This is a genomic window from Bacillus rhizoplanae (assembly GCF_917563915.1).
GTDB lineage: Bacteria > Bacillota > Bacilli > Bacillales > Bacillaceae_G > Bacillus_A > Bacillus_A rhizoplanae.
In genome coordinates this window covers 36,783-62,990 of the sequence record NZ_CAKJTI010000020.1, presented here as the reverse complement: position 1 = coordinate 62,990, position 26,208 = coordinate 36,783, and the positions used below count along the sequence as shown (strand labels likewise).

Genomic DNA, 26,208 nt, shown 5'->3' with positions numbered 1-26,208 from the left:
TTATAATAGTGTCGAAAAATGTAAAATTTGGGCGTAATTTTAAGTTTTGTAAAAAAATAACTAAATTTTATGATTCTATATAGAATTTTAATAGGTTTATTGTAATTTATCAATATTTTCTGAAAAAATGAATAAATCTTAATATCTATGTATATAAAATGAAGGATTTTTTCAAAAATATTACAAATTAAGACATTATATTGTAAATAGATTGAATTTTTAATATTATCAAAATATTGGTACATATTTGAGCTTAGGGAGGAAATAGGGATGAAGAAAAAGCCTTTTAAGGTGCTGTCTACGCTTGCGGCGGCAGCTGTGCTTAGTTGCACATTTGGGTTTGGAAGCCAATCTGTTTATGCGGCAACGCCGTCTAATGAAGTAACTTATAGTCCGATTGACGATCATTTAATTCCAGAGGAGCGCCTAGCAGAAGCGTTGAAAAAACGTGGTGTCATTAGCAACTCTGCGTCGAAAGAGGACACGTTAAAAGCTGTTGAAAAATATGTAGAAAAGAAAAAGGGTGAAAATCCTGGAAAAGAACCAGCAGCGGGGGATAGTGTTACGAAAGAAGCTTCTGACTTTCTGAAAAAAGTTAAAGATGAAAAGGCCGACACAAAAGAAAAGGCAAATCAACATGTCAGCGGTCCGGTAGCTGGACAAGCTATTGGTAAAGGGGGACTAAACGGCAAAGTACCAACTACTTCAGCAAAACAAAAAGAATATAACGGACCTGTTCGCAAAGATAAAGTTCTTGTATTACTTGTAGAATATGCTGACTTTAAGCATAACAACATTGATCAAGAACCTGGTTACATGTATTCAAACGATTTTAATAAAGAACACTATGAAAAAATGTTATTTGGTGATGAGCCGTTTACATTATTCGATGGTTCAAAAATTGAAACATTTAAGAATTACTATGAAGAGCAATCAGGCGGCAGCTATACAGTAGACGGAACAGTAACAAATTGGTTAACCGTTCCAGGAAAAGCTGCTGATTATGGTGATGATGCTGGTACTGGTCACGATAATAAAGCTCCTCTAGGTCCACGTGATCTTGTAAAAGATGCCTTAAAAGCTGCAGTAGATAGTGGTGTAAACTTAGCTGACTACGATGAGTTTGATCAATATGATATTGATGGTGACGGCAATAAAAATGAACCAGATGGACTTGTTGACCATTTAATGGTACTTCATGCTGGTGTAGGACAAGAAGCTGGTGGCGGTAAATTGGAGGATAATGCGATTTGGTCTCATCGCTGGACGATTGGACCAAAACCATATCCAGTTGAAGGCACACAAGCAAAGGTTCCATATTGGGGCGGTAAGATGGCCGCATTTGATTACACAATTGAACCGGAAGACGGAGCAGTTGGTGTATTCGCACATGAATATGGTCATGATTTAGGTCTTCCTGATGAGTATGATACACAATATACTGGAGCTGGTGAGCCGATTCAAGCTTGGTCTATTATGAGTGGCGGCAGCTGGGCTGGTAACATTGCGGGCACAGCACCAACAAGCTTCTCTCCGCAAAACAAAGAGTTCTTCCAAAAGAACATTGGTGGTAACTGGGCAAATATCGTTGAAGTAGATTATGATAAGTTAAATAAAGGGATTGGTTTTGCAACATACTTAGATCAAAGTGTAACGAAATCAGCTCGTCCTGGCCTGATTCGTGTAAATTTACCAGATAAAGATGTAAAAGGTATTCAGCCTGCATTTGGTCAAAAATACTACTATAGTACAAAAGGCGATGATCTTCATACAACATTAGAAACGCCAGTATTTGATTTAACAAATGCAACAAATGCGAAATTTGATTACAAATCATTGTATGAAGTTGAAGCAGATTATGATTTTCTTGAAGTACATGCAGTAGCGGAAAATGGAACAAAAACGTTAATTGACACAATCGGTGACGAACATGTTAAAGGCGGCATGGATACAACTGACGGTAACTGGGTAGATAAGTCATATGACTTAAGCCAATTTAAAGGTCAAAAAGTCAAATTAGTATTCGAATATATTACAGATGGTGGTTTAGCTCCAAACGGCTTTACTCTTGATAATGCTACATTAACTGTAGATGGCAAGGTTGTATTCTCTGATGATGCAGAAGGTACACCACAATTTACATTAAACGGTTTCGTTGTATCAAACGGTTTTGAGAAAAAGAAACATAACTACTATTTAGAGTGGAGAAACTATGCTGGTGCAGATGAGGCATTACAATATGGCCGCGGTCCAGTATACAATACAGGTCTTGTTGTATGGTATGCAGACTCTAGCTTTACAGATAACTGGGTTGGTGTTCATCCAGGTGAAGGATTCCTTGGTGTAGTCGACTCTCACCCAGAAGCAATTTGGGGAACATTAAATGGTCAACCAAGTGTTGCGAATAGCACACGATATCAAATTGCAGATGCTGCGTTCTCATTTGATCAAACACCGGCTTGGAAAGTTGTATCTCCAACACGCGGAACATTTGATTACAAAGGATTACCGGGTGTAACGAAGTTTGATGACTCTAAAGCGTATATGAACAACGCAATTCCAGATGCAGGACGTAAAGTGCCGCAGCTTGGACTGAAGTTTGAAGTAGTTGGAGAAGCAGACGATAATTCCGCAGGTGCAATTCGCGTATACCGCAAATAATGGAGAAGCTGTTGAAAGAGATTCCTTTCAACAGCTTTTTTCATGGGCAAATATGTTTCAAGTCATTTGTAAAGTAATATATAATTAAATTCTACTTATCGTTTTATCCCGCTATTCATGGGCAGTAAGACCCCCACCTCAAGATTGAGAGTGAAGCGAAGAAGATAGGTGGGAGATAACGACTAGCATGCGCTTGATTGGTGTGAGCTTTTCATTAGTTGAGGATGAAAAAATCATTGATAGAAGTTTTACTTTATTTTAAATAGGAAGAAACAAGAATGTATTATGATGTACGATGAAATAGAGAGGTGAATATTTATGGAGATTGCATCGATTATAGAACGACAAAAAACGCACTTTTATAGCGGGAAAACAAGAGCAATCGATGAGAGAAAGAAACAGCTACAAGCGCTATATGCAAGTATTCAGCGTTATGAGTCTGAAATTTTTCAAGCGCTAAAGCTTGATTTAAATAAATCAGAGCATGAATCGTATACAACAGAGGTTGGGTATACATTAAAAGAAATTTCATTTATGACAAAGAATCTTTCGAAGTGGAGTAAACCGAGGCGTGCTAAAACAGCAATGACTCATATTGGATCGAAAGGAAAAATTATTCCTGAGCCCTATGGTGTAACGTTGGTGATTGCCCCGTGGAATTATCCGTTTCAACTTGCGCTTGCCCCGTTAATTGGAGCATTGGCAGCCGGAAACACAGTTATATTAAAGCCATCAGAGTTAACGCCGAATGTCTCTAAGATTATTGCGAAAATGTTAACGGAACTATTCCCATCAGAGCTTGTCGCTGTAGTGGAGGGTGGTGTTGAGACGAGTACAGCTTTATTAAAGGAGCCGTTTGATTATATTTTCTTTACCGGGAGTGTCGGAGTTGGGAAAATTGTTATGGAGGCAGCTGCAAAACAATTAACACCTCTTACACTTGAACTTGGTGGCAAAAGCCCTTGTATTGTCCATAAAGATGCAAAGCTTGATGTTGCAGCGCGGCGGATTGTATGGGGGAAATTTTTAAATGCAGGACAAACGTGTGTTGCCCCTGATTATGTATATGTTCATTCCTCTGTTAAAGAACAGTTTATAGAAGAAATGAGAAAGGCTGTGCGTGAACAATACGGAGAGCAGCCTTTGCAAAATGAAAAATATGTTCGTATTGTGAGTCAGCGTCATTTTGAAAGATTGTGTTCATTTTTAGAAGATGGAGAGGCTGTAATAGGCGGTAATTATGATAAAGATAAACTACTTGTTGAACCTACAGTGCTTACAGGTGTGACGTGGAATCATGCAGTAATGGAAGATGAGATTTTTGGGCCAATCTTACCGCTGTTAGAATATGAACATATAGAAGATGTGATTGCAACTGTTCAACGTCATCCGAAGCCATTAGCATTATATGTTTTTGCTGAGGAACGAGATATACAAAAGCAAGTGACGCAATCCATTTCTTATGGAGGTGGTTGTATTAATGACACTGTGTATCATTTAGCGACTCCATATTTACCATTTGGTGGTGTTGGTCCAAGCGGATTGGGTAGTTATCATGGAGAGTATAGTTTTCAAACCTTTTCGCATTATAAAAGTATTTTATCTCAATCGACAGTGTTTGACATGAAAATCCGCTATTCTTCTACAAAAAGTGCTTTAAAATTCATCCGAAAATTGTTAAAATAGTGATGGTATTTATCAGTTAGCGTAGCTGTATGATAAAACCCCTTCATAATTGAAGGGGTTTTTCTATTCAAGGTATGTATCATATAAAGTGAAACTTTTATCGATAGGGTTTTCTCTCATCTGTTTTTTGATTCCTCGGAATTTTGAGGTGGGAACTCATTGTCTGTGAATAGCAGGATAAAAATGAATCAAACATACTACATAAATTGAAGCCTTCGTAATTATTCAGACTTTTACCGCTCGTTCGCGTGGTATAAAACATGATTTTTGCTTAGATTAATATAAAAAATATGAGATAGATAGGATGAGGAAATGAAAAATATTATTAAGATCGAAGCAGTAGAAAAATATTTTGGGGATCAAGTTATTATTCCACCGCTTTCTTTAGATATTAAAGAAGGGGAGTTTGTAACAATTCTTGGTCCGAGTGGCTGTGGGAAAACAACGTTACTTCGTATGATTGCTGGTTTTGAGACACCAACAAAAGGTACGATTGCACTTGATGAAGAAAAGATTAATGATTTGCCTCCTTATAAACGTCATATGAATTTAGTATTCCAGCATTATGCGCTATTCCCGCATATGACCGTTGAGAAAAATATTCGTTTTGGACTGAAGATGCAGAAAGTTGCTGAAGCAGAACAAAAAGAGCGTGCTGAGGAAGCGATGCGTTTAACACAATTAACAGAATTCCGTAATCGTAAGCCGGCTAAACTTTCTGGTGGACAACAGCAGCGTGTGGCGATTGCGCGTGCAATTGTAAATAATCCTCGTGTGTTGTTATTAGATGAGCCACTAGGAGCACTAGACTTTAAGCTTAGAAAAGATTTGCAACGTGAATTGAAAAACCTACAACGTAATCTTGGTATTACGTTCATTTATGTGACGCATGATCAAGAAGAAGCGATGAGCATGAGCGATCGCATCGTGGTTATGAACAAAGGTCACATTGAACAAATCGGAACACCAAAAGAAATTTATCATAAACCAAAAACGTTGTTCGTTGCAAAGTTTATTGGGGAAAATAATATTATTCAAACAGGGGAAACTTATGTGGCAGTACGTCCCGAAAATGTGAAAGTACGTTCAGTGGAAGAGCAAGCTGCCCCTGGATACCACCTTGGTCATATTGAAGATATTGAATTTGTTGGAAATATGGAGAAATTATATATTCGCGATGAGAAGACGGCAGAACTATGGATGGCATATCAAAGTGCAGAAGAAGTAATGCAGTGGAACATTGGTGATAATGTATATGTAGACTGGGAGCAAGCGGATGAGGTGACCTTAAATTGAAAAAAGGAAAATTACTTGCATTACCTACAGCTATTTGGTTGTGTGCCTTCTTCTTAGTCCCTCTCTTGTTTGTATTAGCTTTTGCATTTATGCAGCGCGGGACGTATGGGACAGTTGAGATGAGCTTTACGTTAGAGAATATGAGACGTGTGTTTGATCCGCTCTATATGGAGACGTTATGGGAAACAGTGAAAATTGCGGTTATTACAACAGTACTTTGTTTATTGATTGGATATCCATTTGCCTATACGATAACAATTGTTGATCGTAAGTGGCAATCTATTTTACTACTTCTTGCAACAATTCCGTTTTGGATTAACTTTTTAATACGTTCGTATGCTTGGATTATTATTTTACGTTCACAAGGACTTGTCAATACAGTATTGATGAAGTTAGGTGTTATTAGTGAACCTTTAAATTTATTATATAATATGCCATCTGTTATTTTAGGAATGGTATATTCACTATTACCGTTTATGATTTTACCTGTATATGCAGCAATTGCACAGCTTGATAAGAGAAAATTAGAAGCTGCATACGATCTAGGAGCCACACCGCTTAAAGCGTTTTGGCATGTAACAATTCCAATGACGATGTCAGGGATAGCGACGGGTTCGATTTTAGTATTTGTGTCATCTATTGGTATGTTCGTTGTATCAGATATCATGGGTGGTTCGAAAGTTGCATTAATCGGAAATGTTATTCAAAATCAGTTTTTAGGTGCACGTGATTGGCCGTTTGGATCAGCATTATCTATCATTGTTGTGTTATTCTCCGTTCTGTTAATTTATTTATATTATCGTGCTACGAAAGTATATAACTATGGAAACGGAGGGAAATAAACGAATATGAAAAAGTTTTTAGTCACCTATTCTTGGTTGATTTTATTGTTTCTTTATTTACCAATGATGGTACTCATGGTGTATTCGTTTAATGACTCGCGTATTAATGCGGAGTGGCAAGGTTTTACACTTCATTGGTATACAGATTTATTTCAAAAACAGGATGTACTGGATGCGTTTGTAAACAGTTTAACAATTGCGGTTGTTACGACAATTGTTTCCACGCTGCTTGGTGTTTTGTTTGCAGTTGCTCTGCATCGTTATAAATATCGTTTTGAAGGTGCAATTAATGGACTTGTATATTTACCAATTTTAATTCCAGATATTTTAATGGGATTATCACTTCTAATTTTGTTTAGTCAGCTTGGTATTGAACTTGGGAAAATGACAATTATTATTGCTCATATTACATTTAGTGTTTCATTTGTTGTTATTATTTTATCGGCACGACTTTCAGGTATGGGACGTGATTTAGAAGAAGCGGCAAATGATTTAGGTGCGACTCCGTGGCAAACGTTTCGTTATGTGACGCTACCAGGGCTCACACCAGGTATTATTTCAGCGGCATTATTGACATTTACATTATCTATTGATGATTTCGTTATTAGCTTCTTCGTATCAGGACCAGGATCAACAACATTACCGCTGTATATTTACAGTATGGTAAAACATGGTGTAACGCCAGAAATCAATGCGCTTTCTACAATTTTGATTGTTGTGATTGTCGGATTAATGATTGCTTCTGAAATGTTCCGTAACAAGGGTGCGGATGGGAAAAAAAATTCAGGAGGCCATTTGCCATTATAATAGATGAACGAATACAGGTTGCATCTATTAAGCTCAAATTCAGGAGGGAATGCAAATGAAATGGATGAAAGTAGCTGCAAGTACAGTACTTACTTTCGGAATTACCGCTGGAGTGTTAGCAGGATGCGGTGAAAAGAAAGAGGAATTAAATATTTACAGCTGGGCTGATAACTTTGATGAGCAAGTTATTAAAGACTTTGAAAAAAAATATAACGTTAAAGTGAACTATGATAAGTATGCAAGTAATGAAGAAATGCTTGCGAAATTACAAGCAGGCGGTTCGCAGTATGATTTAATTCAACCGTCTGATTATATGGTAAAAACAATGGTAAATATGAATTTGTTAGAGCCGTTAGATAAAAAGAACATTCCGAATGTAGAAAATCTTGTTTCGAACTTTAAAACGCCTCCGTTTGATCCGGAAAATAAGTATTCTATTGTTTATACATGGGGCGTAACAGGAATTGCTTATAATAAAAAATATGTGAAAGAAACGCCAACAAGTTGGAGTGATCTTTGGAATGAAAAATATAAAGGTCACGTAGAGTTATTAAATGATTCTCGTGAAGTGCTTGGTATGGGACTTAAGAAAAATGGATTTTCAAATAGTACGCAAAATGATGCTGAATTAAAAACAGCTTTCACGGATATTCAAAAATTATTACCAAATGTATTAGCGTTTGATACAGATAATATTAAGCAAAATTTCATTACAGAAGAAGCATGGATTGGTACAGTATGGTCTGGGGATGCAGCGTTTATTGCAAAAGAGAATAAAGATGTTGGTTACGTAGTTCCAAAAGAAGGCGGAACAATTTGGGCAGATACATTAGCGATTCCAAAAGGTGCAAAGCATAAAGAGCTTGCAGAGAAGTTTATTAACTACTTAATGGATCCAAAAGTCAGTGTGAAAAACTATGAATCCATTGGATATAGTAACCCAAATGAAAAAGCTCGTTCTCTTCATAGTAAAGAATATCAAGAGAATCGTATGATTTTCTTAACACCAGAAGAGTTAAATCGTACAGAATGGCTTGTCGATGTGGATGGGAAATTAAAAGATTATGATCGTTACTGGACAGAACTAAAGACAGGAAAAGGGAAGTAATAAAAAAACGCGATTTCTTAGCGGAAATCGCGTTTTTTTGTAGTAGGAGGAACTGAAGTTTGAAAAAGAAATTACATATGTATGAAATGATGTGCATCATACTTTTGCTTGGATTATTTAGTATTATTGCATGGAAAGTACGTTCAGGTGGAGTAACGATAGTTGATGAATATGTGAGAACGATGGTAAAAGGATTTCAAACAGAAGCATCGCTTTCATTTTTTCGTTATTTTACAAAACTCGGTTCTGCAATTGGAATTGTAAGTGTGCTAGTAGTAAGTCTTTTCTTTTTTTGGAAGAAGCGTTATTACGTAGCAATGGTAATATATCCTCTTTCTATTATTAGTACGAATCTTATTAATAAGCTCATCAAATCCATTGTAAAAAGAAATCGTCCGAATATAAATGAGGCGCTAGATGCACTTGGATATAGCTTTCCAAGCGGGCATGCGATGTTAGCGATTGTTACGTATGGATTTCTTGCCTATATCATCGCAGCAAACGTAAAAAGTGCAGTAGCGAAATGTTTTGTAACGATATTGGCAATTGTAGTCATTGTCTTAATTGGACTAAGTCGTATCATTTTATCTGTACATTACCCGACTGATGTTTTAGCTGGTTATTGTATAGGCGGTGTATTACTTATTATCACGATTTACTTACATCGCTTATTTTCAGCTCGTTTTCAAACAAATCAGGAACGTTAAAATAAGGCTATCCTTTTGGTTAAAAGGGTAGCTTTTTTTATCCCGCTATTCGCAGGCAGTAAGACCCCCACCTCAAGATTGAGAGAGAATCGAAGAAGCTAGGTGGGGGATGAAAAAAGCCCTACTGATGGAAGTTTCACTTTACGAGCTAGAGAATGGATATGATACACTAAGACATAGAATGGAGAAGAGGGATGGGTGATATTTGGTGAAAACAACTGTACATAAAGTAGATGCATGGGGAAAGGTTGGAGCGTTCTTATATCGATTTCGCTATACAACGATTGCTCTATTAGTATTGCTAGCTGTGACACTTGGCATATTTGCACCGAAGCTTCCAGGGGTATTAGGCGGGGATGGATTTCAAACGGAAGGCGATTATCAAACGACAAAAGGGATATTAGAGAAAGACTTTAAACAGTCACAAGATACGCTCCTGCTCGTCTTTCAAAAAGAACAAGGTGTGTCTCAGCAAAGATTTACAGAGAGAATTGATGAGATTGTAAAGAAAATGCAAAAAGAAGAAACATACGATTCTTTTCATCATCCTATAGAAAATAAAGCAATGTTACAGGATGATATTGCTTATGCAACCATTTTATTTTCCGGGAAAACAAGTAAAGAGCGGAAAGAAAAAACATTAGCCTTTGCAAAGGAGATTCAAAAAGAAAGTAACGGGGAAGTAAAAGTGTCTCCAACTGGATATCCAGTCATTAATGATGAAATAAATACAAGAACACAAAATGATTTGAAAGTAGCCGAGATGATTGGTTTGCCGATTGCTTTTCTTGTATTATTGCTTTCTTTTGGTAGCTTGTTTGCATCTATTTTGCCTATTTTAAACGGAGCGCTAAGTGTCATTAGTACGATGGGGATTTTATATTTTGTTGGAGAACAAAAGGAACTCTCTATTTTTGTACTAAACGTAGCGCCGATGATTGGGCTTGCTTTATCCATTGATTTTGCTCTTTTATTTGTGAATCGCTTCCGGGAGGAGCTTGCACATCGTTCTGTTAAAGAAGCAATTATCGTTACATATCAAACGGCTGGACGCGCAATTATTTTCTCAGGTTTATGCGTATTTGTCGGTTTATCTGGTTTGTTCTTTTTCAAAATTGATTATATTCAATCTGTCGCAATTAGCGGGATGATTGTTGTAGTAATGAGTATTTTATTTTCTTTAACGATGCTCCCAGCGTTGTTAGCATTAATGGGGAAACGTTTAATAGGAAAGAACCAACATGTTCATCGTACAGCACCAATGTGGCGTAAATTTGCACAGTTTGTAATGAAGTATCCGATTGTGATGACAGTTGCTGTATTTACATTTATTATTATTTGTTTATTACCGCTGCGCAGTGCAGATTTACAGTTCCCTGGTGTAGAATCATTACCTGAGAAAAGTGAAGCGCGCATTGCCTATGAACGTTATGAAGACGCGTTTAATAAAATGGTAAAAACTCATGCAGATGTAACACTTGTTGTTGAGACAAAAGGAAATGTAACAGAAAAAGAAAATTTACAAGCGTTGCAAAAGGTTGTACAGAAATTAAAGAATGATAAAGATGTATATGAGGTGAAAAGTCTATACGAGCAGCTTGGAAATATGTCTGCAGAACAACTGTCAGCAATGCTGCAATCGCCAAATCGTGCGCAAGTAGAGCCAGTATTAGAGGCGTATGTGAGAGATAATAAGACAACAATTGAAATTGTTTTAGATACAAAGCCAAGAACAGAAAAGGCAAAGCAGTGGGTGCGAGATTTTAAAGAAAACTATAAAACGGAAGGTGTAACGTATTATTTAGGCGGAATGACAACATTTCAACAAGAATTAGAAGATGAGATTAAAAATAAAGTTGTTGTTAGTATGTCTGTTATTTTCGCTTCAACATTTCTGATTTTATTGCTAGCATTTCGTTCGTTGCTTATACCGATTAAAGCAATTGTGATGAATGTGCTTAGTTTAAGTGCGACCATTGGAATTGTCATTTGGCTCTTTGAAGGAGGCCATTTTGGATTAGAACAGAGCTCAGTATTATTTGTATTACCTATCTTTATTTTCGGATTAGTATTTGGATTAAGTATGGACTATGAAGTATTTCTTATTTCACGTATTCATGAATTATACGAGGAGACAAGAGATAATGATTATGCAACATTAGAAGGATTAGTGTCAACGAGCCGAATTATTACATCAGCCGCATTAATTATGATTGTTGTTACAGGTGCATTTGCTTTTACTGATATATTGCCAGTGAAACAAATGGGACTTGGCGTTGCGCTAGCGATATTTCTTGATGCAACAATTATTCGATTAATCCTTGTACCGAGTTTAATGAAAATGTTTGGTGAGTGGAACTGGTGGCTCCCATTTAGGAAGAAGAAACAGAAAGAAATGCATTGAAAAATAGCTCTCATCTTATATGGTGAGAGCTATTTGTATGAATAGCCTCCCACCCTTTTAGCGAATAGTATGAGGTAAGAAGATTACATATAAGAGTGGGTGAAGACAATGTTTCGTTATTTTAAATTTAAATTGAATGATACTGTACAATTTGCAGAAAATGATGGGCATATGTATCGCATTGTCGGCTATCGGTTAGAAAAAGGTTTTTATCCAAATGATGAATGGACACATATTATTTATGAACTACTGCGAGAGTTTGATGGGTACACACTAGATGCGGAAGAGGATGAGCTTGTGAAAGTTATTCAAGTAGAGGAGGAGTATTATAAAATTCATGATATAGGAGAATATCGTTATCCTGTTAAAATGAAAACACCGCGGAAAAAATGTAATCATGAAACGATAGATCAATTATTAGATGCTTATAATGATTACAAGAGACTAGCTGAATTTTTTAAGGATTTTTCATATGAAAGAAAAGCTGAAGAACTGTTGCAAGAAATAAAAAAACTTCGCGCATAAAGTGAAACTTCCATCAGTGATGTTCTGATGGTTAGTTGAACCAATCGGGATCTTACGGGCAGTTTATTCTCGCTTATCTTCTTAGTTTTCATATAACTTTGGAATGGTAGCTTTACTGCCCGTTAGAGCGGGATAAAGTGAAACTTCTCAGTGGGGAAGTTTCACTTGCTGGATCCGGGTTATTAAGGACAGTTCATTAATTGTTGAACTGTCTTTTTAACTATGCGTTAGAAGGGATTTTCCGTTACAATAAGAGGATTAATAGAAATAAGGTGATTATATGAAAGTAAAGAAAATGGGAGAATGGTGTGAGATTACGGTTCCTTCTGTATGGGAGGGACGAACGATTGATTCTATTTTGAAGGAAGAATGGCAAGTTCCGAAAAAATTATTACATCACTATCGTATGGAAAAAAGCATTCTTGTTAATGGAGAAGGAAAACGATGGAGTGAACAACTGCAAGAAGGGGATAAATTGCAAGTTCATATGTTCATGCAAGAGGAGTATGACGTGGAACCAGAGTTTTATGATATAGAAGTCATATATGAAGATGATCATGTATTGATTGTTAACAAGCCAATACAAGTAGATACGCATCCTGCAAGTAAAGGCGGGACAGGGACATTAGCAAACTATGTAGCATTTCATTTGCAAATGCAAGGAATTGAAACAAAGGTACGTCACATTCACCGGCTAGACAAGGATACAACAGGCGGAGTCGTCTTTGCAAAGCATGCATTAGCTGGTGTGATTATGGATCGATTATTGATGGAACGTAAAATTAAGAGAACATATATGGCACTTGTTGAAGGGAAAGTACAAAAGAAGCGGGGCACAATCGATGCTCCAATTGGACGAGATCGTCACCATGCATCGAGGCGCCGTGTTTCTCCAAAAGGTGACCGTGCTGTAACGCATTATGAGGTCGTACAATATTCAAAAGAGAGTAATGTAACAATCGTTAAAGTTCAATTAGAAACGGGAAGAACACATCAAATACGTGTTCATATGAGTTATCTCGGTCATCCACTGGTCGGCGATGTATTGTATGGAGGTAAGACAAAGCTACTTTCTCGTCAAGCATTGCATGCTGCTCACATTTCAATGTTACATCCGATTACAAAACGTCAAATTGACGTAGATATACCTCTCCCTCATGACTTTTCTCATATATTACATTCTTATATGTATACAAAATAAATAGAGCCTTCTCAGAAGGCTCTATTTATTCCGCTATTTGCATGCAGTAATCCCAAAACTCCAAATTCAGCAGAAAGCAAAGAAGGTAGATAGGAGATAAACTGCTAATTGGTTGAACTAATAATCAGTGGGAGAACCCCCACTGATTAAAGTTTCACTTTATGCTTACTTTGAAATAAATTCTTGTGTCCAGTAGTTTCCGTTTTCTACGTAACCAACACCGATATGTGTGTATCCGCTATTTAAAATATTTGCACGGTGACCTGCACTATTCATCCAAGCTTGTACAACTTCTTCTGGAGTCTGTTGTCCTTGTGCAATATTTTCACCAGCAGATCTGTATGAAATACCAAACTGTTTCATCATATCAAACGGAGAACCGTATGTTGGGCTAGTGTGGTCGAAGTAATGATTTTTTTGCATATCTTCTGATTTAATACGTGCCATTTTGCTTAACTCAGTGTCTACTTTTAATGCTGGTAAACCTTGTTTTGCACGTTCAGCATTTGTTAAATCAACAACTTTTTGCTCAAATGCGCTTAATGAACCTTTTGAGTCTTCAGCTGGTTTATCAGCAGGTTTGTTTGTTTGGTTGTTATCAGCCGGTTTATCAGCAGGTTTAGTTGCTTGATTGTTATCAGCCGGTTTATCAGCCGGTTTATCAGCCGGTTTATCAGCCGGTTTATCAGCAGGCTTATCAGCAGGCTTATCAGCAGGCTTATCAGCAGGCTTATCAGCAGGCTTATCAGCCGGTTTATCAGCTGGTTTATCAGCAGGCTTATTAGCTTGGTTGTTATCAGCTGGTTTATCAGCAGGTGTATTTGTTTCGTTGTTATTAATTGGGTTTGTAATTACAACATCTCCCCAAGGAGTTGTAATCGTTATGTTAGTTGGTTGTCCAGGAATTACACAGTTACCTGGTTGGAAAGCACCTGGATTCCATTTTGCATATGAGTTTAAAAGAGATGTTAAGAAAGATTGGAAGTCTTGTTGATTCATATGTTGCATGAAAAATGGAGATTGCGAAATATTTTGAACTTTAATTGGTGATGGTTGCACTGTTTCTGCTTTCGCACCATTTGTTCCTAATCCAAATGTAAGAGCAGTTGCTGCTGCTACAGATAGTAAAACACGTTTTTTCATTATAATTGTCCCCCTATGTAAAAGTTTATGAAACTGTTATCACACAGATTTTATTTTTGTCGGCCTGTTTGACTGACAAATTCATCGTAGCACAGATTTTGTCGAAAAAAGGTTGGAAAAAAATTCATAGGTTATGAGATTTCCTTTTTTATCCTAGATTTTAGAGAAAGAACAAATGCCGAAATACTAGATGTTATAAGGAATAGACAGTATTTTTTCTGAGGAGAAATAAAAGAGAAATTGGGTATAACTTCCGGTGAAGAGGAAGAGAAAAGGGATAACATCAGCATTTATAGAGGAGTAACGAGGAATATTATGGATGCTTTTTTACATAACTGTAATCTTTTTGTCGTTCTTTTTTACGATACAGTAACATACTTTTAATGTTGTAGACCATAAAAAAGACGGGCGTATCTTTAATAGAGAAAGGTACGTCCGTCTTTCATTTTAAATTATCCCGCTATTCGCGGGCAGTAAGACCCCCCACCTCAACATTGAGAGAGAAGCAAAGAAGATAGGTGGGGGATAACTGTAAAAGCCGATTGGTTCAACTAACCATCAGTGGGGGATGAAGAAAACCCCACTGATGGAAGTTTCACTTTATCGTCCTTTTTGTGTTACTGCTTCAAGTAACAAGTCTACAATATGAACTCCTTGCATTTTATGGGAAAGGCCCTCACGTTCAATACCAAGTTTCATTTGCAATAAACAGCCAGGATTTGCTGTTACAATTGTTGTCGCTTCGGTTTCATGAACTCGTTCCATTTTGTAGTCTAAAAACTCCATTGATAGTTCGGAGTGTACAATATTATAAATGCCAGCTGAACCACAGCAACGATCAGCATCTTTCATTTCTTTATAGATTACACCTTGAATCGCTTGTAATAGCTTGCGAGGTTCAGAAGATGTACGCATCACATTTCGTAAATGACAAGAATCTTGATACGTAATGACTTGCGGTGGTAGACGTAAGTCGGTGCGTTTATGAAAATCTAATTCTACTAATATAGAAGAAATATCTTTAATTTTCGCAACAAATTGTTTTGCCCGCTCTGTCCATTCGGGATCATCTTTTAATAAATAGTCGTAATCAACTAAATAGGCTCCGCAGCCTCCAGCGTTTGTAATAATATAATCAATTTTTAAGTCTTCAAATGCTTGAATGTTTTTCTTCGCAAGCTCTTTTGCACCGCTCTTTTCACCAGCATGGCCGTGCAGGGCCCCGCAGCAATTTTGATCTTTTGGAATGACAACATTACAACCTGCAATTTGCAATAGTTTCATTGTCGCATTATTTGTTTCTAAGAACATTGTATCCATTAAACAGCCAGTAAAGAAAGCAACACGTTTTTTCGTTACTGCTTTTGCTGGTAAAAATTCAGGACGATTTTTCATTTCTTTCATTTTTGGTACTTTTGGAAGAACGAGATCCATTGTTGCTAATGTTTCAGGGAATAACTTCATAATCCCTGTTTTATGTGTGAATGTTTGTAAGCCGGAACGCTGATAAAAACCAATCAGTCCAGTTAATGTCCGCATACGATTTTGATGAGGGAATAATCCTTCAAAGACAATTTTACGAACAGCTTTGACTAGGGTAGAGAATTTCTTGTTTTGATTTATAATATCACGTGCTTCTTCTAATAAATGTCCATAATTAACACCCGATGGACAAACGGGTTCACAAGCGCGGCAGCCAAGACAAACATTTAGCGTGTTTTCTATGTCTTCATCTGGTTCAATTAAGCCATCAACGACTGCTTTCATTAACGCGATGCGTCCGCGCGGAGAGTGTGATTCTTGAAACCCAGATTGAATGTAGGTTGGACATGTTGGTAAACAAAAGCCGCAGCGCATACAGTTCAGCAGTTCATCTTCATTTAAACGTTCTTTAAATTCTTTTTGAATTTGTTTTGTATTTAATGTAGTCATTGCTGAGCCACCACTCTTTTACGAGAGTCTTTTGCAAACATTTTACCAGGATTCATAATATTGTTTGGATCAAATGCTTGCTTAATAGCTTTCATCGCAGCAATGCCCTCTTTACCAAGCTTTAGCTCTAAGTAAGGAGCCTTCATCGCACCAACGCCATGTTCACCTGTAATGGTGCCGCCAAGTTCAATCGCTTTTGCGAAGATCTCCGCAAAGGCTTGTTCCGCACGGTGCATTTCTTCTTCATTACGAGCATCTGTCATACAAGTAGGGTGGAGATTACCATCACCAGCATGACCAAATGTACAAATGGGAATGTTATATTTTTTTGCGATTTCATTAATTGCTTCGACCATCGGTGCAATTTGCGAACGAGGCACTGTTGCATCTTCTAAAATTGTTGTTGGTTTTAATCGTGCTAATGCAGATAGCGCACTGCGGCGTGCTGTGCGAAGTGCATCTGCTTCTGTTTCATCTTTTGCAACGCGTACATCAACAGCATGAAGAGAACGGCAAATGTTTGCCATCTTTTCAATATCACGGTTTACTACTTCCGGAGAACCATCTTGTTCAATGAGCAGAACGGCTTTTACATCTGTTGGTAAGCCGATTTGAGCAAATTCTTCTACGACTTCAATGGTCGGTTGATCTAAAAATTCTAATGTTGCGGGAATAATTTTGTTTGCAATAATCGCAGAAACAGCACGTGCAGCTTCATTAATATCTTGATATAAAGCTAGCATTGTTTTTTTCGTTTCTGGCATTGGAACAAGCTTTAGAATTGCTTCTGTTACAACGCCAAGTGTTCCTTCAGATCCAATAAATAAACGTGTTAAATCATAGCCAGCTACATCTTTTGCTAATTTTCCACCTGTGCGAATAATATCACCATTTGGTAGTACTGTTTCAAGTCCCATGACATAATCACGCGTTACCCCGTATTTTAAACCACGTAAACCACCAGAATTTTCATTAATGTTTCCACCGATTGTTGAAATTTTCATCGAGCTTGGATCTGGTGGATAAAATAATCCTTTTTCCTCTGCAGCTTTAATAATATCTAATGTAATGACACCAGCTTGCACTGTAATTGTTAAGTTTTCTTCATCAATTTCTAAAATGCGATTCATATGGCGGAAAAGAAGGACGATTCCACCTTCTAGCGGACAAGTTCCTGCGCAAAGATTCGTTCCAGAACCGCGTACGTATACAGGAATCTTATGTTCGTTACATATTTTTAAAACTTCTGCTACTTCTTGCGTATTACGAGGTGCGACAACGGCATCTGGCATTGCCTGAAAGTTTGGAGTCGCATCGTAACTATACGTTAAACGTCCCATGTTAGACGTATCTACATTCTCTTTACCAACAATGGATACGAGTGCATCAACAATTTGTTGTTTTAACATACTGAAAATCCCCCTCAAACTGTTATGCAAAGTTTTTCTGAATACAAACTTTGTCACAGTGTTTTTCTATTTTTATGATAAAAAAAAGCGGGGGCTCCCGCTATGTGTGAATAAACAAATATTATCCTATTTTTCCTTCTTTTTTTGGATGATTATCTAATAAGAGTAGGGCGAAATATAAAATGACTAAATCCTTTATTTGCTTTGGATCTAATTCGGTGTGTTCTTCAATTTTTTTTAAGCGGTAATGCAATGTATTAATATGAATATGAAGTATTTCCGCTGTTTGTTTATACGATTGATTGTTTTCGATAAATAAACGCAATGTTTCAATCAATTCAGTTTCTGTATGAAGTTTATGAATGGTGCGTTGTAAAAATGCTTCACGCGTACGGGGAGTAATATCCTGAAGACACATTTCTAAGCGCAAATCTTCATTAAAAACAATGTCTGTCGTTTTTTGAGAAACAGTAAGTGCTCGGAGTGCTTGTTCATAAGAGTGGTGCATCTCACTTGGCGCAACTGCTTGTCCAATACCGATGCTTAATATAATAGGAAATAATGTTTCACATTCATATTTTAATCGCTTTAAAAATTGAAATGTTTCTTTTTTTGTTTGAAATGGCTGAAATAAAATAAAGCGGTCGTTGCCCCAGCGTACAAACAAGTCTTGTTTTGGTAAAAGGTTACGTATATGTTGCCAAATTTTCCGCTGGAGCATCGTATCATCTTGATTACATGAAAGCAAAATGAGTTGTTTCTTTTGTTGTAAATCAATTCCAAGGGTTTTTGCGCGGTCTAAGAAGCTAGGGGACCAATCAGTACCTTGGAGCCAATCAAATACGAATGCTTCGTATGAGCGCTGTTCAAGCTCTAATTGTTCTACAAAATAGTTTTCGTGAATTAATAGCTCAGTCATTTTCCGTAATATTTCTCCGTACTGTGAAATATTTTCAGGATCTCCTGTAATTCCAATTACACCAATCACTTCATCGTGAAAGAGGAGAGGGAGGTTGATGCCTGCTTTTACGCCGCATAGACGCTGTTCATCTTCATTTGTAATAATTACCGTCTTTTTTTGTTCCGCACAGCGAAGAGCTCCTTCGTGAAAGCTTCCAAGCCTTTCCTGGTCTGTACTTGCGATAATTGTTCCGTTTATGTCAATAATGATAATATTTTCGGTAATGAGTCTTCGTACTTCACGGACAATTTTATTTGCTAGATCGGGAAATAGCATACATTTAACACCCACTATTTTTATATTTGTTTTACCATTATATAGTGATTATGATAAAGAAAGAAGATTTCACACTTTCCTCACAATTATTTGCTATTTTACAAGTATATCGAAACTGTCCATAATGGAGGTAATCTTTTGAAAAGGTGGTTTATTTCACTTTGTATCGTACTATTACTTACAGGGTGTAAGGGAGGGGCTTATCAGTCTATTGATCCAAAAAGGGATCTTCTCATTACGACAAATATAAAAGAAGGAAGTATTAGCTTTATTGATACTGATACGAAAAAAACAATTACAACGTGGCATTTAAATGAACCTATTATGGGAACAACGTTGTTACCAGACGGGAATCGTTTGCTTGTGTATGGTAAGCAACTAGATCATATATATGTGTATTCTTTAAAAGATGGAAAGCAGCTTGAGAAATGGAATACAGGAAAAGGAATAGCGAACATCTTATTATCTGAAAACGGAAAAGAATTATTTCTAGCGGATCAAAATCAGCAAAAAATTCGTATTTTTACAACCAATGGAAAAGAAACAGGAAGTGTTTCGGTTGGAAAGGGTCCGCTTACTATGGTGCAACATAATGAGATGTTATATGTTCTCAATTTTTATGATACGAAATTGTCTAGTATTGATGTAAAACAAAAAAAGGTTGTGAACTCTTTTATGATTCCGCCAGCTTCAACAGGTGCGGTTCTTAGCGAAAATGGAAGGGACATATTTATTGGCGGGCATGGTGATGGTAAACAAGTAAATGAAAAAGTGCTCGTGTATTCTCTGCAAGATGGACAAATGCTTCAATCGTTACATGCACCATTTATGCCGGTCAGTCTGTCTACAGATCAACAATTCATTTATGTACTTAGTCACGGGTCCAGCATGCTAAGAAAATTTGATGGGAAAACGTATAAAGAAGTAGATTCTCTTGAAGTAGGATCGAATCCATTTGCATTTTGGCAAATTGGCAGTGAAGGGTATGTTGCAAGCTATGATAGTGATGAAGTGTACGTTGTAGATTTAAACGAAATGAAAATAAAACAGACGATTTCAGTTGGTAAAGGTCCATTTCAATTCGTGCAAAGAGTAGGGGAGAAGAAATGAGTAAGTATAAAGTATTACTTGTTGATGATGAAAGTGATATGAGGCAACTTGTTGGTATGTATTTAGACAACTTTGGTTATGAGTGGAAAGAAGCCCAGAATGGAAAGCAGGCACTGCACATACTGGAAATAGAAGACTTTGATTTTGTTATTTTAGATATCATGATGCCAGAAATGGATGGGATTGCGGTATGTAAAGAAATTCGAAAAACATCGGATATTCCGATTATCTTTTTGACAGCTAAAGGGGAAGAGTGGAATCGTGTAAATGGACTGCGTACAGGGGCGGATGATTATATTGTTAAACCATTTAGCCCTGGGGAATTAATTGCACGTATGGAAGCGGTGTTAAGGAGATATACGAAATATGAAGAACAAGAAGAGATAGAATTTGGACCGATTGTAATTAATGAAAAAAGTCGCCGCGTTGAAATAGAAAATGAGAGTATTTCATTAACTGTTAAAGAATTTGATTTACTTTATTTTCTCTGTCAACATAATGGCCAAGTATTTAGCCGTGAGCAATTGCTTGAAAAAGTTTGGGGCTATGATTATGCTGGCAGCACTCGAACAGTGGATACACATGTAAAAACAATGCGCTTAAAGCTTAAAGAACAGGGGAATTGTATTCAAACTGTTTGGGGCGTAGGCTATAAATTTGAGGTGTAAGATGTTTACGATGGTACAAAAGTTATGGCTTACAGTTGCATGTGCTGTATGTGTAACAGTTTCTTTTTTATATTTTGTCTCACTATATTCGTATGAGAAATTATATGTCCAAAATATTGAAGAGACATTAAAAGCAGAGGGAAATCGTCTTGTGGCGCAATATAGAGCAGATGAACCCGTAGATGTATTTGAAGAAAAGGTAAAAACATTCGATAAAATTGCGAGTGCAGACGTACTGTTTGTTAGCAATCCGCGCGATTTAAGTGCATGCCTTCCATTTGATGTGCATTACAATTCAATTATTAGTGAGGATGATCGGCAAGCACTATTAGAAGGAAATACGATTACAAAGATTGGGTATGAAGAACATTTTCATCGTAACATAATGGGTGTCGTTATTCCTGTGTTAGACAATAAAAAGTTAGTCGGTGTTGTATATTCTTATATTCCTTTAAAGAGCATTAAAGATTTAATTTATGAAATGGGACTTATTTTAGCTCCTCTTGCCCTTGTAATGATTGTGTTAACTATATGGATTGGACGAAAGATTGTCATTGCAATTACAAAGCCGCTTTCACAAATGGAACGAGTTGCGCATCATATGGCAAAAGGAGATTTTTCGCAGCGGATTACGATTTCATCAGAAGATGAAATTGGAAGGCTTGGCAAAGCGTTCAATAAGATGGCAAGCTCACTAGAAGAAGAGGATGTACAGCGGAAAGAATTTTTAGCAAATGTGTCACATGAGCTTCGAACTCCGCTTAGTTATATTAAAGGATATAGTGAAGCGATTATTGATGGAGTAGCAAAAGGAGAGCAACAATTAAAATTCACCCAGCTTGTTCATAAAGAAGCAGGACGGATGCAACGGCTTGTTCATGACTTGCTGGATTTAGCACAGCTTGAAGGAGAGCGTTTTCCTCTTAAAAAGCAGCCTATTGTATTTGCGCAGTTAATTGAAGATGTACTAGAGACGTATGAATTACAAGTGATTGAAAAACAAATTGTACTGCATACAACTCTCGATCCAGATATTATTGTCAATATTGATGAAGATAGGATGCAACAAGTGCTTCATAATGTATTAGATAATGCTATTCGCTATACAGGTAAAAAAGGTGCTATTTATGTGCAATTAGAACAACAGGCAGGGCAATGTAAATTGCAAATCATAGATACCGGGATTGGCATTGGTCCGGAACATCTTGAAAAACTGGGTGAACGTTTTTACCGAGTCGATAAAGCAAGAAGCCGCCATAATGGTGGAACGGGACTAGGACTTGCGATTGTAAAGCAAATTGTGCACATTCACGGCGGAACGTGGCATATTGAAAGTGAAGAAGGCAGAGGAACGAAAATTTCGATTTATTTACCAATTATCTCTTCGGAATAATTTTTTGTCCATTTTATGAACAAAATGTTTGTACTTCTGTGTATTTAGTTCTAAAATAGATATGGATGCTATTTTCTATATAAAGTGAAACTTGCAGCAGTGGGGAGACGATTTATCTTCCTGCCGATGGTTAGTTGAACGAATCTGGCGCATGCCAGCAGTTATCTCTCGCCTATCTTCTTTGACTTCTCAGAATCTTGAGGTGAGAGTCCTACTGCCCGTTAGCGCGGGATAAATTGTTGTCATTGTTGTCTGGATGATACTGGGGTGATACAACTGGAGTATAAATCTATTAAGCCGAAAAAAATTTACGAAGAAGTATCGGAAGCCATTTTAGCAATGATTAAAAATGGTACATTAAAGCCTGGTGACAAACTTCTTCCTGTTCATCAATTGGCAGAGCAGTTTCAAGTTGGCAGATCTGCTGTGCGCGAAGCGTTAAGCGCTTTGCGAGCAATGGGCTTAATTGAGATGAAACAAGGGGAAGGTACGTATGTGAGGAATTTTGATGCATCTTCATTAACTACGTCATTAAGTACAACGCTATTAATGAAACAAGAGGATATTGTGAATTTATTGGAAGTGCGGAAAGTGCTTGAAGTAGGAGCAGTTCGTGCGGCAACAGTAAAACGTACAGAAGAAAATTTACACAATATGCAGCATTGGTTAGATGAGATGCAAAAGAGTATAGGAGATGAAGATGGCGGTGAACAAGCAGATTTTCGTTTCCATATGGCAATTGCAGAAGCTTCACATAACAACATTTTGTTAGAATTGATGAACCATGTTTCTGAAATGATTGCTGAAGCAATCGGTGAAACAAGACGGATTATTTTATATGGTGAACAAACAACAGCAGAACGACTTCTAGAAGAGCATCGAAAAATTTATGAAGCAGTGTTAGAGAATGATATTGAAGCAGCGCAGCAAGCGATGCAAGATCATCTAACGAATGTAGAATCTATGGTCACAGGCATCGAGAAAACAAATTCGTAATATTGTACTTTCAAAATTTTATTTTTTTGATAAAATAGAGAAAGAATAAGTAAGCGTTTTCTAAATAGAAGAAAGAATGAACATGAGCAGTTTATGTTTCGCTTCTTTCTTTTTTACTAAGTCATCTGATGACCATATGAATGTTGGCTGAGTTGAAATGAGGGGGAACTATAATATGAAAGTTACATTATTTGTTACGTGCTTAGTCGATATGTTTGAAACAAATGTCGGCAAAGCAACGGTTGAAATTTTAGAGCGATTAGGTTGTGAAATTGAATTTCCAGAAGCGCAAGTTTGTTGTGGACAACCAGCTTACAATAGCGGCCACGTAGAAGCAGCAAAAGAAGCAATGAAGCATATGATTAGCACATTTGAAAACGCTGAGTATATCGTTACACCTTCCGGTTCTTGTGCGACAATGTTTCACGAGTATCCACACGTATTTAAAGATGATCCAGAATGGGGACCACGTGCGAAAAAAGTAGCTGAAAAGACATACGAACTGACACAATTTATTGTTGATGTGTTAAAAGTTACTGACGTTGGTGCTCGTTTGGATGGCGTAGCAACGGTTCATAAATCTTGTCATATGACACGTTTACTAGGAGTAAAAGAGGCTCCAGGCATTTTACTATCAAATGTGAAAGGTCTAGAAGTGAAAGAACTACCAAATGTACAAAATTGTTGCGGTTTTGGGGGAACGTTCTCAGTAAAAATGACTCCAATTTCTGAGCAAATGGTAGATGAAAAAGTCGACAGTGTCATGGAAACTGGAGCAGATTATTTAATTGGAGCAGACTGTGGGTGTTTGTTAAACATTGGCGGGCGTATCGAGCGTTTAGGAAAAAATGTAAAAGTGATGCATATTGCTGAAGTATTGAATAGCCGCTGATGGAGGGGGAAGTAAGCTATGTCTATGAAAACTAGTGATAAAAAATTTAATGATCGTGTTGGCGAAAATCTTCAAGATTCATTTATGCGCGGAGCAGTATCGTCTGCACAAACGCGTCTATACACAAAACGTTTAGAGGCAGCTGATGAGCTAGGAAACTGGGAAGAGTGGCGTGACCTTGGTGAACAAATTCGTCAGCATACGCTAGAAAATTTAGATTATTATTTAATGCAGCTGAGTGAAAATGTATCAAAACGAGGCGGTCATGTTTTCTTTGCGAAAACGAAGGAAGAAGCAGCTGAGTATATTAAACAAGTAGCTGAAAAGAAACAAGCGAAAAAAGTAGTTAAATCAAAATCAATGGTAACAGAAGAAATCGGTATGAACCATGTACTTCAAGAAATCGGCTGTGAAGTCGTTGAGAGTGACTTAGGGGAATACATTTTACAAGTAGACAATGATCCACCATCTCACATTGTTGCACCAGCGCTTCATAAAAATAGAACGCAAATTCAAGGTGTGTTTAAAGAAAAATTAGGATATGAAAACTCTGATGATCCGTATGAAATGACGAAATTCGTTCGTAAAATTCTTCGTGAAAAATTTATGGATGCAGAAATTGGCGTAACAGGATGTAACTTTGCAGTTGCTAACACAGGCTCTCTTTGTTTAGTAACAAATGAAGGTAATGCAGACCTTGTTATGTCCATCCCGAAAACGCAAATTGCAGTAATGGGTATGGAACGTATGGTTCCAACAATGGAAGAACTTGATGTTCTTGTTGGTTTACTTTGCCGCAGTGCTGTTGGTCAAAAGCTAACAAGTTATGTAACAGTAGCAGGGCCAATTCAAGAAGACGAAGTAGATGGACCAGAAGAGTTCCATTTAGTTGTTGTAGATAATGGCCGTTCTGAAATTTTAGGTTCTGAGTTCCGTCAAGTATTGCAATGTATTCGCTGTGCGGCATGTGTGAATGTATGTCCTGTGTATCGTCATGTTGGCGGTCACTCTTACGGATCTATTTATTCAGGTCCAATTGGTGCGGTATTAACACCGCTTTTAGGTGGCTATGATGATTATAAAGAACTTCCATATGCATCTAGTTTATGCGGAGCATGTACAGAAGCTTGTCCAGTAAAAATTCCATTACATGACTTGTTATTAAAACATCGTCAAGTAATTGTGGAAAAAGAAGGACGTGCACCGCTTGCAGAAAAGCTTGCGATGAAGATGTTTAGTATGGGCGCTTCTTCTGCTGCTTTATACAAAATGGGATCTAAAATGGCGCCGGCTGCAATGAGCCCATTCACATCCGGAAACCGCGTTTCTAAAGGTGTGGGACCGCTTAAAAATTGGACGGAGATTCGTGAATTCCCAGCTCCAAGCAAAGAAAGATTCCGTGATTGGTATAAAGAGCATAAGAAAGGCGGGAATAACTAATGGCAGGAACGATTCAAAACCGTGATTCATTTTTAGAGAATGTCGCAAAACAGCTTGGACGGGAACGCAAAACAGAAGGGGTACAGCGCCCTTTATGGAAAAATAATGTGAATTTAGAAACGCTAAATGATTACTCACAAGAAGAACTATTAGAAGTATTTAAGAAACAATGTAACAACATTCATACGACTGTCATTGAAACGAATAGAGATGAATTAAGTGCAGCAATCAAGAAAGTTATCACAGAAAATGGCGGCGGGCCAATTATGTTATCTCAAGATGATCGTTTTGAAGAGTATGGATTACAAGAGCTGTTTGGAGCGGAACTTCCGGGTGAAAACGTAGAAGTGAATACTTGGGATCCCGAGAAGAAAGATGAAAACATGAAGCTAGCGGAAAAAGCAAATATCGGAATTTCGTTTAGTGATTATACGTTAGCGGAATCTGGTACAATTGTAGTGCAAAGTCATAAAGGAAGAGGACGTTCACTACACTTCTTACCAACTATTTACGTAGCTATTATTCCACGTGAAACATTAGTACCGCGTATTACACAAGCAGTGCATGATTTAAATACACGTGTAGAAAATGGAGAAGCCCCAGCTTCTTGTATTAACTTTATTACAGGACCAAGTAACTCTGCTGACATTGAAATGAACCTTGTCGTTGGTGTACATGGACCATTAAAAGCATTTTATTTTGTTGTATAAATAAAAAAACAGGCCTAGTAAAGGTCTGTTTTTTTATAGAT

21 protein-coding genes are annotated in these 26,208 nt (G+C 37.2%); 17 read left to right on the top strand and 4 right to left on the bottom strand.

Annotated elements, in window-relative coordinates; translation table 11 throughout:
* Positions 1–270 precede the first annotated feature (270 nt).
* The 10 genes from LRP84_RS16325 (at position 271) to LRP84_RS16280 (ending at position 13,237) form a co-directional block, all read left to right on the top strand.
* Complete coding sequence (locus LRP84_RS16325; protein ID WP_230576047.1) at positions 271–2,661, top strand: immune inhibitor A domain-containing protein; 2,391 nt, start codon at positions 271–273, stop codon at positions 2,659–2,661.
* Between the two features lie 318 nt (positions 2,662–2,979).
* A complete protein-coding gene (locus tag LRP84_RS16320) occupies positions 2,980–4,347 on the top strand; it encodes an aldehyde dehydrogenase (RefSeq protein WP_230576046.1) in 1,368 nt (455 codons plus the stop codon).
* A gap of 312 nt (positions 4,348–4,659) precedes the next feature.
* A complete protein-coding gene (locus LRP84_RS16315; protein ID WP_230576045.1) occupies positions 4,660–5,643 on the top strand; it encodes an ABC transporter ATP-binding protein in 984 nt (327 codons plus the stop codon).
* Entirely contained in the window at positions 5,640–6,485 is an 846-nt protein-coding gene (locus tag LRP84_RS16310) for an ABC transporter permease (protein ID WP_230576044.1), read from the top strand. The genes LRP84_RS16315 and LRP84_RS16310 overlap by 4 nt, the downstream gene beginning before the upstream one ends.
* Before the next feature lie 6 nt (positions 6,486–6,491).
* A complete protein-coding gene (locus tag LRP84_RS16305; RefSeq protein ID WP_230576043.1) occupies positions 6,492–7,292 on the top strand; it encodes an ABC transporter permease in 801 nt (266 codons plus the stop codon).
* A gap of 55 nt (positions 7,293–7,347) precedes the next feature.
* Positions 7,348–8,400, top strand: coding sequence for a polyamine ABC transporter substrate-binding protein (locus tag LRP84_RS16300; protein ID WP_230576042.1), 1,053 nt, complete (start codon positions 7,348–7,350; stop codon positions 8,398–8,400).
* Between the two features lie 59 nt (positions 8,401–8,459).
* Complete coding sequence (locus LRP84_RS16295; protein WP_230576041.1) at positions 8,460–9,107, top strand: phosphatase PAP2 family protein; 648 nt, start codon at positions 8,460–8,462, stop codon at positions 9,105–9,107.
* Positions 9,108–9,315: 208 nt separating this feature from the next.
* Complete coding sequence (locus tag LRP84_RS16290) at positions 9,316–11,511, top strand: MMPL family transporter (protein WP_230576040.1); 2,196 nt, start codon at positions 9,316–9,318, stop codon at positions 11,509–11,511.
* Positions 11,512–11,619: 108 nt separating this feature from the next.
* Positions 11,620–12,036 (top strand): YodN-related protein, encoded by a 417-nt coding sequence (locus tag LRP84_RS16285; protein WP_230576039.1) that lies wholly within the window; start codon positions 11,620–11,622, stop codon positions 12,034–12,036.
* A 280-nt stretch (positions 12,037–12,316) separates the two neighbouring features.
* On the top strand, positions 12,317–13,237 hold the full coding sequence (locus tag LRP84_RS16280; protein ID WP_230576038.1) for an RluA family pseudouridine synthase: 921 nt from the start codon (positions 12,317–12,319) through the stop codon (positions 13,235–13,237).
* A 165-nt stretch (positions 13,238–13,402) separates the two neighbouring features.
* On the opposite strand, the gene LRP84_RS16275 is transcribed toward LRP84_RS16280, so the two are convergent.
* From LRP84_RS16275 to LRP84_RS16260, 4 genes are all read right to left on the bottom strand, one after another.
* Positions 13,403–14,245: a CAP domain-containing protein gene (locus tag LRP84_RS16275; RefSeq protein ID WP_437438789.1), complete on the bottom strand. Its 843-nt coding sequence runs from the start codon at positions 14,243–14,245 to the stop codon at positions 13,403–13,405.
* A 735-nt stretch (positions 14,246–14,980) separates the two neighbouring features.
* Complete coding sequence (locus tag LRP84_RS16270) at positions 14,981–16,312, bottom strand: (Fe-S)-binding protein (protein WP_230576036.1); 1,332 nt, start codon at positions 16,310–16,312, stop codon at positions 14,981–14,983.
* Positions 16,309–17,721 (bottom strand): glycolate oxidase subunit GlcD, encoded by a 1,413-nt coding sequence (gene glcD / locus LRP84_RS16265; RefSeq protein WP_230576035.1) that lies wholly within the window; start codon positions 17,719–17,721, stop codon positions 16,309–16,311. The genes LRP84_RS16270 and glcD overlap by 4 nt, the downstream gene beginning before the upstream one ends.
* 121 nt (positions 17,722–17,842) lie before the next feature.
* Positions 17,843–18,958: a CdaR family transcriptional regulator gene (locus tag LRP84_RS16260; protein ID WP_230576034.1), complete on the bottom strand. Its 1,116-nt coding sequence runs from the start codon at positions 18,956–18,958 to the stop codon at positions 17,843–17,845.
* Positions 18,959–19,096: 138 nt separating this feature from the next.
* On the opposite strand from LRP84_RS16260, the gene LRP84_RS16255 reads away from it, so the two are divergent.
* From LRP84_RS16255 to LRP84_RS16225, 7 genes are all read left to right on the top strand, one after another.
* Positions 19,097–20,068, top strand: a complete 972-nt coding sequence (locus LRP84_RS16255) for a YncE family protein (RefSeq protein ID WP_230576033.1) — start codon at positions 19,097–19,099, stop codon at positions 20,066–20,068.
* Entirely contained in the window at positions 20,065–20,736 is a 672-nt protein-coding gene (locus tag LRP84_RS16250) for a response regulator transcription factor (protein WP_230576032.1), read from the top strand. Before LRP84_RS16255 ends, LRP84_RS16250 begins: the two co-directional genes overlap by 4 nt.
* Position 20,737: 1 nt before the next feature.
* On the top strand, positions 20,738–22,129 hold the full coding sequence (locus tag LRP84_RS16245; protein WP_230576031.1) for a sensor histidine kinase: 1,392 nt from the start codon (positions 20,738–20,740) through the stop codon (positions 22,127–22,129).
* A 306-nt stretch (positions 22,130–22,435) separates the two neighbouring features.
* Complete coding sequence (locus LRP84_RS16240) at positions 22,436–23,125, top strand: FadR/GntR family transcriptional regulator (RefSeq protein ID WP_302850613.1); 690 nt, start codon at positions 22,436–22,438, stop codon at positions 23,123–23,125.
* 175 nt (positions 23,126–23,300) lie between these two features.
* Positions 23,301–24,017, top strand: a complete 717-nt coding sequence (locus LRP84_RS16235; protein ID WP_098310914.1) for a (Fe-S)-binding protein — start codon at positions 23,301–23,303, stop codon at positions 24,015–24,017.
* Positions 24,018–24,035: 18 nt separating this feature from the next.
* Positions 24,036–25,457, top strand: coding sequence for a LutB/LldF family L-lactate oxidation iron-sulfur protein (locus LRP84_RS16230; RefSeq protein ID WP_098310913.1), 1,422 nt, complete (start codon positions 24,036–24,038; stop codon positions 25,455–25,457).
* Positions 25,457–26,167: a LutC/YkgG family protein gene (locus tag LRP84_RS16225; protein WP_230576030.1), complete on the top strand. Its 711-nt coding sequence runs from the start codon at positions 25,457–25,459 to the stop codon at positions 26,165–26,167. The genes LRP84_RS16230 and LRP84_RS16225 overlap by 1 nt, the downstream gene beginning before the upstream one ends.
* Positions 26,168–26,208 lie beyond the last annotated feature (41 nt).